Annotated in this window: 10 protein-coding genes; 3 read left to right on the top strand and 7 right to left on the bottom strand. The window is 67.5% G+C overall.

The window, feature by feature from the left end:
- The first annotated feature begins 64 nt into the window (after positions 1-64).
- The gene (locus CFB35_RS06865; RefSeq protein WP_059575936.1) at positions 65-979 is read left to right on the top strand and encodes a LysR family transcriptional regulator; all 915 of its coding nucleotides are present in this window, start codon (positions 65-67) and stop codon (positions 977-979) included.
- A gap of 139 nt (positions 980-1,118) precedes the next feature.
- Here CFB35_RS06865 and alaS read toward each other — a convergent pair whose 3' ends face one another.
- Entirely contained in the window at positions 1,119-3,743 is a 2,625-nt protein-coding gene (gene alaS / locus CFB35_RS06860) for an alanine--tRNA ligase (protein ID WP_059575939.1), read from the bottom strand.
- A 282-nt stretch (positions 3,744-4,025) separates the two neighbouring features.
- Here alaS and CFB35_RS06850 point away from each other — a divergent pair, with 282 nt between their 5' ends.
- Entirely contained in the window at positions 4,026-5,246 is a 1,221-nt protein-coding gene (locus CFB35_RS06850; protein WP_059575941.1) for a CaiB/BaiF CoA-transferase family protein, read from the top strand.
- Positions 5,247-5,288: 42 nt separating this feature from the next.
- On the opposite strand, the gene CFB35_RS06845 is transcribed toward CFB35_RS06850, so the two are convergent.
- The 3 genes from CFB35_RS06845 to CFB35_RS06835 form a co-directional block, all read right to left on the bottom strand.
- A complete protein-coding gene (locus CFB35_RS06845; RefSeq protein WP_226093758.1) occupies positions 5,289-5,870 on the bottom strand; it encodes a hypothetical protein in 582 nt (193 codons plus the stop codon).
- Positions 5,871-6,157: 287 nt separating this feature from the next.
- Positions 6,158-6,712, bottom strand: a complete 555-nt coding sequence (locus tag CFB35_RS06840) for an alpha/beta hydrolase (protein ID WP_059575943.1) — start codon at positions 6,710-6,712, stop codon at positions 6,158-6,160.
- A gap of 191 nt (positions 6,713-6,903) precedes the next feature.
- On the bottom strand, positions 6,904-7,113 hold the full coding sequence (locus CFB35_RS06835; protein WP_006497729.1) for an ornithine acetyltransferase: 210 nt from the start codon (positions 7,111-7,113) through the stop codon (positions 6,904-6,906).
- 253 nt (positions 7,114-7,366) lie between these two features.
- On the opposite strand from CFB35_RS06835, the gene CFB35_RS06830 reads away from it, so the two are divergent.
- Complete coding sequence (locus CFB35_RS06830; RefSeq protein ID WP_059575944.1) at positions 7,367-9,076, top strand: glutamine--tRNA ligase/YqeY domain fusion protein; 1,710 nt, start codon at positions 7,367-7,369, stop codon at positions 9,074-9,076.
- 117 nt (positions 9,077-9,193) lie between these two features.
- On the opposite strand, the gene CFB35_RS06825 is transcribed toward CFB35_RS06830, so the two are convergent.
- The 3 genes from CFB35_RS06825 to CFB35_RS06810 all read right to left on the bottom strand — a co-directional run bounded on the left by CFB35_RS06825 (position 9,194) and on the right by CFB35_RS06810 (position 11,836).
- A complete protein-coding gene (locus tag CFB35_RS06825) occupies positions 9,194-9,667 on the bottom strand; it encodes an NUDIX hydrolase (protein WP_059575946.1) in 474 nt (157 codons plus the stop codon).
- 8 nt (positions 9,668-9,675) lie between these two features.
- On the bottom strand, positions 9,676-10,062 hold the full coding sequence (locus tag CFB35_RS06820) for a hypothetical protein (protein WP_089464715.1): 387 nt from the start codon (positions 10,060-10,062) through the stop codon (positions 9,676-9,678).
- A gap of 424 nt (positions 10,063-10,486) precedes the next feature.
- Entirely contained in the window at positions 10,487-11,836 is a 1,350-nt protein-coding gene (locus tag CFB35_RS06810) for a cytochrome-c peroxidase (RefSeq protein ID WP_059575950.1), read from the bottom strand.
- Between the last annotated feature and the right edge of the window lie 187 nt (positions 11,837-12,023).

The following is a 12,023-nucleotide window of genomic DNA, read 5'->3' as shown; positions in this document are numbered from 1 at the left end:
TAGCTTGACCAAACGTTCTCGAAAAATGAATAATTGAGAATCGACTCATCCTCTGGAGAGAATCATGGACCTGTCGGCGCTGGCGATCTTCCGGGCGGTCGTGCGCGAGAACGGCGTGACGCGCGCGGCGGCCAAGCTCAATCGCGTGCAGTCGAACGTCACGACACGCATCAAGCAGCTGGAGGAGGAACTCGGCGCGGCGCTGTTCGTGCGCGACGGCCGCCGGCTCGTGCTGACGCCGGCCGGGCATACGCTGCTGCCGTATGCGGAGCGCCTGCTCGCGCTCGCCGACGAGGCGCGCGACGCGGTGCGCGAGGACACGCCGCGCGGGCGGCTGCGGCTCGGCACGATGGAAAGCACGGCCGCGAGCCGGCTGCCGACCATCCTCGCGCGCTACCACCACGCATGGCCCGACGTGTCGCTCGAACTGGTGACGGGCACGACGGGGTGCCTGATCGACCGCGTGCGCGACTTCGAGATCGACGCCGCGCTGTTCGCGCGCCCGCCCGAGCCGGACACGCTGCCCGACACGTTCGAGACAGCGCCGATCTTCCGTGAGGATCTCGTGCTGCTCACGCCGCGCGGCCATCCGCCGGTGCGTACGCCGCGCGACGTGATCCTGCCGACGCTGATCGCGTTCGAGCGCGGCTGCGCGTATCGCAAGTACGTCGAGCAGTGGTATGCGGCGCACGGCGTGAAGCCGGCGCGCGTGCTCGAGCTCGGCTCGTATCACGCGATCGTCGCGTGCGTCGCGGCCGGCGCGGGCATCGCGGTCGCGCCGCGTTCGGTGCTCGATCTGCAACCCGAGACAGGCAACGTCGCCGCGCACACGATTCCCGAACTCGAAGGCATCGACACGCTGCTCGGATGGCGGCGCGGTCATGCGTCGGCGGCGCTCGCCGCGCTGCGCGATGCGCTCACCGACGCCGCGCGGCAGTCCGGCGACGTGGCGCAGCCGAGGCCGACCGTGCCGGCGTGACCCGTGCGCACGCGCGCCGCCTCGAGCGACGCGCATGGGCCGCACAAACAAAACGACCCGACCGGCATCCGCCGATCGGGTCGTTTTTCGATTCACGCGATGCCGTCATTGCGACCGCATCGCGTCGGTCGTGCAACGATCAGAGCCGTTCCTCGATCCAGCCCTTCACGCCGGCCAGCGCGCCCGGCAGGTTCGCCGGCTCGGTGCCGCCCGCCTGCGCCATGTCCGGACGGCCGCCGCCCTTGCCGCCCACTTGCTGCGCGACGAAGTTCACGAGCTCGCCGGCCTTGACCTTCTTGCTCGCGTCCGGCGTGACGCCCGCGATCAGGCTGACCTTGCCGCCTTCGACGGCCGCCAGCACGATCGCCGCGCTCTTCAGCTTGTCCTTGAGCTTGTCGACCGTTTCGCGCAGCGTCTTCGCATCGGCGCCGTCGAGCGTCGCGGCCAGCACGTACACGCCGCCGATTTCGACGGCCTGCTGCGCGAGCTCGTCGCCCTGGCTCGATGCGAGCTTCGACTTCAGCGCGCCCAGCTCCTTCTCGAGCGACTTCACCTGCTCCTGCACCTGCGCGATCCGCTGCGTGAGTTCCGACGGCTGCGCCTTCAGCGCCGCTGCCGCTTCGTTCACGCGCGCGTCGAGCTCCTGCACGTAGCGCACCGCGTTGTCGCCGGTGATCGCCTCGACGCGACGGATGCCGGCCGCGACGCCGCCTTCCATCACGATCTTGAACAGGCCGATGTCGCCGGTGCGGTGCACGTGCGTGCCGCCGCACAGTTCGCGCGAGAAGCCGAGATCGAGCACGCGCACTTCATCGCCGTACTTCTCGCCGAACAGCGCCATCGCGCCGCCCTTCACCGCTTCGTCGTACGGCATCACGCGCACGATGCCCGGCGCGTTGGCCAGGATCTCGTCGTTGACGATCTGCTCGACGCGACGGATTTCGTCGTCAGTCATCGGTGCGTTGTGCGCGAAGTCGAAACGGGTCTTTTCCGCGTCGACGAGCGAACCCTTCTGCTGCACGTGCGCGCCGAGCACTTCGCGCAGCGCCTTGTGCATCAGGTGGGTGGCCGAGTGGTTGCGCTGCGTGCGCGCGCGGCGATGCGCGTCGATTTCCGCGCGCAGCACGTCGCCGACCTTCAGCGTGCCCTGCTCCAGCGTGCCGTGATGGCCGATCACGTCGGCCTGCACCTTCAGCGTGTCGGCCACCGAGAAGCGCGTCGCGGCGTTCGCGAGCACGCCCTGGTCGCCGACCTGGCCGCCCGATTCCGCGTAGAACGGCGTGTGGTCGAGCACGACGACCGCATCCTGGCCGGCCTTCACTTCGTTGACGGCCGAACCGTCGACGTACAGCGCGACGACCTTCGCGTCGTCGAACGCGATTTCCTCGTAACCGTGGAAGGTCGTCTTCGCGCCCGAGTATTCGAGGCCCTGCGTGGCCTTGAACTTGCCGGCCGCACGCGCCTGCTCGCGCTGGCGCGCCATCGCGTCGTCGAATGCCGGCTCGTCGACCGTCATCCCGCGCTCGCGGCACACGTCGGCCGTCAGGTCCAGCGGGAAGCCGTACGTGTCGTGCAGCTTGAATGCGAGCTCGCCGTCGAGCACCTTGCCGCCCTTCGCGTCGACGTCGGCAAGCGCGGCTTCGAGGATCGACATGCCGTGCTCGATCGTCTCGAAGAAGCGCTCTTCTTCCTGACGCAGCACGTCGGTCACGCGCTGCTCGGCTTCCTTCAGCTCCGGATACGCGGTGCCCATCTCGGCGACGAGATCGGCCACCAGCTTGTGGAAGAACGCGCCCTTGCGGCCGAGCTTGTAGCCGTGGCGGATCGCGCGGCGCACGATCCGGCGCAGCACGTAGCCGCGGCCTTCGTTGCCGGGAATCACGCCGTCGACGATCAGGAACGAGCACGCGCGGATGTGATCGGCGATCACCTTCAGCGAGTTGTTCGTCAGGTCGTTGATCTCGGTCACGCGCGCGGCGGCCTTGATCAGGTTCTGGAACAGGTCGATCTCGTAGTTGCTGTGCACGTGCTGCAGCACCGCGGCGAGACGCTCGAGGCCCATGCCGGTGTCGACCGACTGCTTCGGCAGGCGCGTCATGTTGCCCTGCGCGTCGCGGTTGAACTGCATGAACACGAGGTTCCAGATCTCGATGTAGCGGTCGCCGTCTTCCTCAGGCGACCCCGGCGGCCCGCCCCACACGTCCGGGCCGTGGTCGTAGAAGATTTCCGTGCACGGGCCGCACGGGCCGGTGTCGCCCATCGTCCAGAAGTTGTCCGACGCGTAGCGCGCACCCTTGTTGTCGCCGATCCGGATGATCCGCTCGGTCGGCACGCCGACTTCCTTCGCCCAGATGTCGTAGGCTTCGTCGTCTTCCTGGTAGACGGTCACCCACAGCTTGTCCTTCGGCAACTGGTAGACCGTGGTCAGCAGCTCCCACGCGAACTTGATCGCGTCCTGCTTGAAGTAGTCGCCGAACGAGAAGTTGCCGAGCATCTCGAAGAACGTGTGGTGGCGCGCCGTGTAGCCGACGTTCTCGAGGTCGTTGTGCTTGCCGCCCGCGCGCACGCTACGCTGTGCCGTGGTGGCGCGCGAGTACGGACGCGGGTCCGTGCCGAGGAAGACGTCCTTGAACTGGACCATGCCCGAGTTCGTGAACATCAGCGTGGGGTCGTTACCGGGCACGAGGCTCGACGAGCGGACGATCGTGTGGCCCTTCGATTCGAAGAATTTGAGGAATTTCTCGCGGATTTCGGCAGCTTTCATGGCGTGCGGGGACAGTCTGGCAAAGACGGCTTCAAACGCCGGCGCCCCAGGCGGGGCGCGCGGCGGCATGGATTCGGAAACGATCGATTATACGGGATCGGGGCCGGCTTCCGGGCAAAGCGCCGGCGAGGCGGCTCGACCCTCCGGACGACCGGTCGGAGCCTGTTCCCGCTGATAACGGGCTCCAGGCCACCCGCGCGGCCGATTCGCCTTAAGATGCTCGGCATGCCAATCGGCCTTGCCCGACAACGCAGGCCCGCCATGAAAGGAGACGATTCGACGATGGGTGCCCTGAGCCATATCCGCGTGCTGGACCTGACCCGCGTGCTCGCGGGCCCGTGGTGCGCGCAGACCCTTGCCGATTTCGGCGCGGACGTGATCAAGGTCGAGCGCCCGGGCGCCGGCGACGACACGCGCCACTGGGGGCCGCCGTACCTGAAGGACGCGGACGGCGCAGATACCGCCGAGGCCGCGTACTACCTCGCGGCGAACCGCAACAAGCGCTCGGTGACGGTCGACATCGCGACGCCCGAGGGCCAGCAGATCGTGCGCGAGCTTGCCGCGCAGAGCGACGTCGTGCTCGAGAACTACAAGGTCGGCCAGTTGAAGAAATACGGGCTCGACTACGACTCGCTGCGCGCGGTGAAGCCCGATCTCGTCTACTGCTCGGTCACCGGCTTCGGCCAGACCGGCCCGTACGCGCACCGCGCCGGCTACGACTTCATCGTGCAGGGGATCGGCGGCTTCATGAGCATCACCGGCGAACGCGACGGCGAGCCGGGCGGCGGCCCGCAGAAGGCCGGCGTCGCGATCGCCGATCTCGCGACCGGCCTCTATTCGACGATCGCGGTGCTCGCCGCCCTCGCGCACCGCGACCGCACGGGCGAAGGCCAGTACATCGACATGGCGCTGCTCGACGTGCAGGTCGCGCTGCTCGCTAACATGAACACCAACTTCCTCGCGAGCGGCAAGCCGCCGGTGCGCTGGGGCAACGCGCATCCGAACATCGTGCCGTACCAGACGTTCCAGACGAGCGACGGCTGGATCATCGTCGCGGTCGGCAACGACGGGCAGTTCCGCAAGTTCGTCGAGGCGGGCGGGCGGCCCGAGCTGGCGGACGATGCGCGCTTCGCGACGAACCCGTCGCGCGTGCGCCATCGCGACACGCTGGTGCCGATCCTCGCGGAGATGGTGAAGGCGCGCGACAAGGCCGACTGGATCGGCGCGCTCGAAGCGGCCGGCGTGCCGTGCGGGCCGATCAACGATCTCGGCGAGGTGTTCGACAACGAGCAGGTGGTCGCGCGCGGGATGCAGGTGTCGCTGCCGCATCCGTGCGGCGCGGACGTGAAGCTCGTGCGCAACCCGATCCGGATGAGCGCGACGCCGCCCGACGCGCGCACGGCCCCGCCGCTGCTCGGCGCGCAGACGGAAGACGTGCTGCGCGACATGCTCGGCTACGACGACGAGCGGATCGCCGCGTTGAAGGCGAAGCAGGCGATCTGAGCGGCGCGGCGGCGGGCCGGAACGGGAGCGCCCGCCGTCCGGTCAGCGCCGGGCCAGCGTATCGCAGCCGCCGGCCAGCGCCGCAAGCGCCGCGCGCGATGGCGAACGCACAACTGCCGCGTAGCCACCGTGCCCGGCCCACAGACCGTCGACGGCGATGGCGACCGCGTCCGAATCCGCCGCGGCCAGGAAGACGACCGGCGGCGGCGGCTCGGACGCAATGCGATCACGGATATCCAGCCGCCCGATCTGCTGCGGAAATCCGCGCGCGAGGTCGGCCGGGTCGAGCTGCCGTTGCGCGACGATCGTCGAAAAGGACTCGAGGTGCGCGGCCAGATCCGCCGACGCCACGCATTGCCGGGGGGCACGCCCATCCGCATAAGTCACCTGCACCGCGAACCGCGCCGCGGGCTGTGAGCGCTGCGCGGTCAGCGTGAGCGCAGCGGTCGTATAGGTCAGCGACATCACTTCGTCGGGCAGCACGCTGAGCAGGTCGGTGCCGGGATCGATCCGTATGGGGCTGTCGGTCCAGTCGGCGAGGCTGCGCCAGCCGAAACCGGCGAGCAGACCGACCAGCATCGCCAGACACGGGATCGCGAATCGCGTTGCCGATGCGATCTTCACGATACCTGCACCGCGGTTCCCATCGGAGCCCAGTCGAACAGTGCTTCGCGTCGGCCTCGCCTCGAGCCGCTCGACATGGCCCCTCCTTCCAATCGAATTGAACAGGCCGTCACTTTATCGGCCCGGCCGATCAGAAAGTCATGGGGTTGGTCACAACACGCAGTCGGTTGCGCGTCGCGCCCAAGACAATCGGACGCGCAGCAAGGCGCACGTCGCGCCGCGACGCATCGCATGAAATTCGCGCTTGGTTAAAAAATGTGTCCGATTCGGTGAACCACGACCGGCAGTCAGTCCGTCGTCCCCAGCGCCTCGAGCCAGCCGCGCGCTTCCGGCCATTCCCCGAGCCCGCTGTCCGCGTTGATGTGGCCGCGCGGGCCGAGGTCATGGAACGTGCTGCCCCATGCTTTCGCGCAATCGCGTGCGAACGCGAGCGAACCGTACGGATCGTCGCTGCTCGCGACGACGCAGGTCGGAAACGGCACTCGCTCGTGCGGCACCGGGCCGAAGCCATGCGCGTCGGCCGGAAACGCCGGCCCGGCAGGATCGGGCAGCGCGACCAGCAATGCGCCGCGCACTTTCGCGAGCGCGGCCGGCCGCGCGTAGCGGGTCGCCCACCATGCGGTGGTCAGCGTGCCGAGACTATGGGCGGCGATCAGCACGGGCCCGCGCGCGCCTTCGACCGCACGATCGAGCGCGCGACACCAGCCGTTGCGGACCGCGTGGTTCCAGTCCGGCATCGCAATCCGCACGAAACGCGGATCGGCACGCTCCCAACGGCTTTGCCAGTGAAGCGGGCCCGAATTGGCGTAACCCGGCAAGACGAAAACGACGGAGTCGGTCATGGAAGGATTCGTCGACGAATGGAGTCATGTAGTAGCGTCGACGCAGTGTCGCACACCCGCCTCTCCCTGATGGTGCCTGTCAAAATCCAGGGGATGTGCTTGAACCTCGAGCGGGTCGTGACGCGTTCAGGCAGGCGCACGACCGTGGCCGGCGGTCAAGCGCCCGCGTCGCGGGCGCTCGCCGACGTGAATCAGCGTACGCCGGCGCCGACCAGGCCGCCTGCCGCCGCGCCGGCCACCGTGCCGACCGGGCCGCCCGTGATCAGGTAGCCGAGCGCGCCGCCCGCGGCCGCGCCAATCCCGGCGTTACGCTGCGTATGCGTCATCGCGCATGCGCCGAGTTGCGACAGGGCCGCGACGATCACCGCGGTACGAACGAGAAAAGTGGTCTTCTTCATCATGGTTGTTGGCTTCCTTCCACCGCGCAAAATTGCGACCGGCGGCGTTGAATCGGTAAAGCCATCATAGGAAAAGCCGAACGGCGCGGGCAATCCGATTTACGTCGTGTTACAGCCGACACACACTCGATATATTGCGACACGCATCGCGACTGGACCGCGGCCGACCGGCAGGCCGCGCGGGACGGACCCCGGTCAGGTAGAATTACAGGATTAAACCGGCGCGACGCGCCGACACAACCCTGACGCCAACCGCATGAGCACCGAACGCAACGACGCCCCCGCGGCTTCCAATTTCATCCGCAACATCATTGACGACGACAACCGCACCGGCAAATGGGGCGGCCGCGTCGAGACGCGCTTCCCGCCCGAGCCGAACGGCTATCTGCATATCGGTCACGCGAAGAGCATCTGCCTGAACTTCAGCGTCGCGCGCGACTACGGCGGCGTGTGCCACCTGCGCTTCGACGACACGAACCCGGAAAAGGAAAGCGTCGAATACGTCGACTCGATCGTCGACGCGGTGCGCTGGCTCGGCTTCGACTGGCGCAAGGACGCGGTCGATCACCAGTATTTCGCGAGCGACTACTACGACAAGCTGTACGAGTTCGCCGAGCTGCTGATCAAGCGCGGCAAGGCGTACGTCGACAGCCAGAGCGCCGACGAAATGCGCGCGAACCGCGGCTCGCTGACCGAAGGCGGCAAGCCGTCGCCGTTCCGCGAGCGCACGCCGGACGAAAACCTCGACCTGTTCCGCCGGATGAAGGCCGGCGAGTTCAAGGAAGGCGAGCACGTGCTGCGCGCGAAGATCGACATGGCTTCGCCGAACATGAACATGCGCGACCCGGTGATCTACCGGATCCGCTACGCGCACCACTACCGCACCGGCGACGCATGGTGCGTGTATCCGATGTACGACTACACGCACTGCATCTCGGATGCGCTCGAAGGCATCACGCATTCGCTGTGCACGCTCGAATTCGAGGATCACCGCCCGCTGTACGACTGGGTGCTGAACGAACTCGCGGAAGCCGGCGTGTTCACGCGCCCGCTGCCGCAGCAGATCGAGTTCTCGCGGCTGAACCTCACGTACGCGATCACCAGCAAGCGCAAGCTGCTGCAGCTCGTCACCGAAGGCCACGTCGACGGCTGGGACGACCCGCGCATGCCGACGATCGTCGGCGTGCGCCGCCGCGGCTTCACGCCCGAGAGCATTCACCTGTTCTGCGAGCGGATTGGCGTGACGAAGATCGATTCGTGGATCGACATGAGCGTCTTCGAAGGCGCGCTGCGCGACGACCTCGACGACAAGGCCGCGCGCACGGTCGCGGTGCTCGATCCGCTGAAGCTCGTGATCGACAACTATCCGGAAGACCTCGAGGAAGCCTGCACGGCGCCCGTGCATCCGCATCATCCGGACCGCGGCGTGCGCACGTTCCCGATCTCGCGCGAACTGTGGATCGAGCGCGAGGATTTCGTCGAGAACCCGCCGAAGGGCTATTTCCGCCTGTTCCCGGGCAACAAGGTACGCCTGCGCTACGGCTACGTGATCGAATGCACGGGCTTCGACAAGGACGCCGACGGCAACGTGACGGCCGTGCACTGCAACTACTTCCCGGACAGCAAGTCGGGCACGGAAGGCGCGAACAACTACAAGGTCAAGGGCAACATCCACTGGGTCAGCGCGAAGCACGCGCAGCCGGCCGAAGTGCGGATCTACGACCGCCTGTTCAAGGAGCCGCATCCGGACGCGGGCGGCGCGAACTTCCTCGACGCGCTGAACCCCGATTCGAAGAAGATCGTGCAGGCGTACGTCGAGCCGGGCAACGGCGACATCGCGCCGGAAACGCGCGTGCAGTTCGAGCGCCACGGCTACTTCGTTGCGGATCGTGTCGATTCGAAGCCGGGCAAGCCGGTGTTCAACCGGATCGTCGGGTTGCGCGACAGCTGGGGCAAGCCGGCTTGACGGCCTGTTCCGCGCGGCGGCATGCGGATTCGCAAACCGCCGTTGCCTGATCATGAAAAAACCGGCTCCAGGGCCGGTTTTTTCATGTGAGTCGAAGCGAAACGCGGCAGCGTCCGTTCACGCACCCGACAACCGCCGATGCAGCTCCACCAGCGACAGCTTCGTGCGAAACAGCCGCGCGAGACTGCGGCTCGCATACGCATCGATGTCGCCCGGCACGGTCCAGCGATACGCATCCATCTCCGGAATCATCGAGCCGTCGCGGCGGCTCGGAAACAGCGACGTACACGTGCAGTGCGCGGGGTCGATCTCGCCTTCGGCCGCCAGCACCGCGAACAGGTGCAGGTCCTTGTCGTGCCGGTACGCGAAGCGGCCGAGATCGAGCAGTCGCGCGGCGTCCAGCTCGATGCCGGTTTCCTCCAGCAGTTCGCGCAGCGCGGCGTCGGCCGGCGTCTCGCCCGGCTCGCCCTGCCCCTTCGGGATGTCCCAGTGCGTGGTGTCGGTCGCGTGCGCGAGGAACACGCGGCCGGCCGCATCGAGGATCACGACGCCGCACGACACCGTGCGCGGCGCGCCGCCCCGCTTCGTCACGCGCGTGCTCAGCGCTTCTGCAACTGCCACTTGCCCGCGGCCGTCTTGCAGTAGACGGGCTTGAGCGTCATCCTCTGGCCCTTCGCCGTGATTTCGGTCGCGATTTCGCGGCAGGTCTTGCCGTCCGCCTCGGTCGTGCTCGGCGTGAGCTTCGCGTCGATCTGCGTGCCGCGTCCGCTGCTCTGCCACGTCGTGGTTTCGCCGTCCTTGCCTTCGTCGCGCGCCTGCACGACCGCCTTCGAGAGCGACGCGCGGTCGGCCTTGCTGAAATAGCTGATCGGCGTGTCGTTCAGGAAGTTCAGGTTGTTCTGCGCATGGGCGGGCAGCATCGCGGCTGCGCACGCGGCGCCGGCCAGCACGCGCGTGACGACGGAAAGGGATGCACGCATCGACATGTTTTTCTCCTTGGATGTTCGATCGAACGGCGCGGTGCATGCCGGCGAACCGGGGGCCGGCCTTCCGGCGGCCGGCCCTCCGGCACGCGCCTCGCCCGTCAGCGAGCGAGCATAGCATGCGTGCTGCGATGAAGGCCTTCTAGGGTCTGTTTACATACGGAACGCACATGCGTTGCCACGAGAACGGCCGCTCGCGAGGCGTGCGACGCCGCGAATACTGGACGTATTCGCAAGGAGCACAACGCGGCGAGCGGCCGTTCTCGTGGCAACCCCAAATTACAAAATCATTCCAGGGGAATGCCCGAAATCGCCCGCATGGCGGCGTCGCGCGTCACTTGTTTGGCTCGGCCAAACGGCGCTCCTTCCTCCTTGCCCTGCGAGCGATTTCGCGCATTCGCATGTGCGTTCCGTATGTAAACAGACCCTAGGGCTTCGCCGGTGCGCCCGTTTGCTGATATCCGTCAGTCAGCGTGCCGAGGAACGCGATCACGTCCTTGATCTCCGCCGCATTCAGCGCCGGCTGGTCGCCGCGCTTGCGGTCGAACGGCGGCTCGCGGTTGATGTTCGTCCAGTAGCGCTTCGGCAAATCGTCGTAAATCTGCACCTTGCCGTGCACGACCGGATAGAACTTCTCCGGATGGATGTCGCGTTCGACGTAGAAACGCATCACGTCCTCGAGCGAGTGATACACGCCGTTGTGGAAGAACGTCTTGCGCAGCGCGACGTTGCGCAGCGACGGCGTGCGGAACAGCCCGCAGAATTCGTCACGCCCTTTCAGGTCGGTGCGCTCAGGCCCGCACGCGCCGAGATCGTAAAAGCGCGGGTCGCGATTGACGGGCAACGCGCGGTTGCGCGGCACCGCGATCGCGATCAGCCCGAAATCGCTGAACTGCGGCGGGCCGCCTTCGAGCGTGCGCTGGCTGATGTGGCAACTCGCGCAGTTGCCCTTCTTTTCGTCGTTGAACAGCTGCAGCCCGTGCAACTCCGCGGGCGTGAGCCGCGCGTGGCCGGCCAGATACGCGTCGTATTTGCTCGTGTACGGATCGAACAGCGCCGGCTGCTGCTGGAATGCGTCGAGCGCGCGCAGCACCGCATCGAACGTCGCGCGATCGTCGCCGAGCACCTGATCGCCGAACGCCTTGCGGAATGCGTCGGCATACGGCGCGGCGCGCACCGCCTTCGCCACGCGCGCGGGCGAGCTGCTCATCTCGAACGGCGACGTGAGCGGAATGCGCGCCTGCGCATCGCGCGTATCGACGCGGCCATCCCAGGTCAGCCCGCCGGTCGGACCCGCGTCGACGCTTTCGTCGCCTTCGTCCGGCGAATCGTGGAAGTGCTCGCTGAACGGCGGGATGCCGCGCAGGTACTTCAGCGACGGCACCGCGCGAAAGCCGGTGCGGTGCATGTCGTCGCCGCCGAGCTGCACCGACAGCGCATTCGGCGGCCCGAACGCATGCTCGGCGCTGTGGCAGGACGCGCAGGCCAGCTTGCCGGACCCGGACAGCGACGGATCGAAGAACAACTGCTTGCCGAGCGCCGTCATCTGCTTCACGCCCTCGAACACCTGCGCGCGCGTCTGCGGCTGGGTGGCCGGCGCGACCGCCGGGGCGGCCGGGGCCGCCTGAGCCGCCGGTACGACGGACGCGGCCGATGCGGTCGTGCCGGGCCGCGCGTCGCAACCGGCGAACGCCGCGAGCGCGCCGACCACCGCGAGCGTAGCCGCGGCCGAGATCAGCGATCGCGCGGACGCGCAGGATTTCAGAAGGGTGTGCATCGTCGTTGTTCTGGTAGCGGTGGGCAACCGGCCGGAGCTTATGTCAGTTCCGTGACCGTTCAATGACGTTCCACCGACAGTCAATTGAAAGCGCCCCTACACCCTGCTGTCAAATCGGTTCCAGATAATGCGCGCAGCCGGGCGATACCGCGAGGTTCGCGCGCCGGCCCTCCCGCCCCCGGTTCCC

The organism is Burkholderia sp. AU16482 (assembly GCF_002223285.1).
In the GTDB taxonomy this organism is placed as follows: domain Bacteria; phylum Pseudomonadota; class Gammaproteobacteria; order Burkholderiales; family Burkholderiaceae; genus Burkholderia; species Burkholderia semiarida.
This window is presented reverse-complemented; position numbering and strand designations above follow the sequence as displayed.

What these genes read in the sequence shown, in the direction of transcription:
- CFB35_RS06865 (WP_059575936.1), top strand. Translation starts at nt 65, where the DNA reads ATGGACCTGTCGGCGCTGGCGATCTTCCGGGCGGTCGTGCGCGAGAAC.
- alaS (WP_059575939.1), bottom strand. Translation starts at nt 3,743, where the DNA reads ATGAAAGCTGCCGAAATCCGCGAGAAATTCCTCAAATTCTTCGAATCG.
- CFB35_RS06850 (WP_059575941.1), top strand. Translation starts at nt 4,026, where the DNA reads ATGGGTGCCCTGAGCCATATCCGCGTGCTGGACCTGACCCGCGTGCTC.
- CFB35_RS06840 (WP_059575943.1), bottom strand. Translation starts at nt 6,712, where the DNA reads ATGACCGACTCCGTCGTTTTCGTCTTGCCGGGTTACGCCAATTCGGGC.
- CFB35_RS06835 (WP_006497729.1), bottom strand. Translation starts at nt 7,113, where the DNA reads ATGATGAAGAAGACCACTTTTCTCGTTCGTACCGCGGTGATCGTCGCG.
- CFB35_RS06830 (WP_059575944.1), top strand. Translation starts at nt 7,367, where the DNA reads ATGAGCACCGAACGCAACGACGCCCCCGCGGCTTCCAATTTCATCCGC.
- CFB35_RS06820 (WP_089464715.1), bottom strand. Translation starts at nt 10,062, where the DNA reads ATGTCGATGCGTGCATCCCTTTCCGTCGTCACGCGCGTGCTGGCCGGC.
- CFB35_RS06810 (WP_059575950.1), bottom strand. Translation starts at nt 11,836, where the DNA reads ATGCACACCCTTCTGAAATCCTGCGCGTCCGCGCGATCGCTGATCTCG.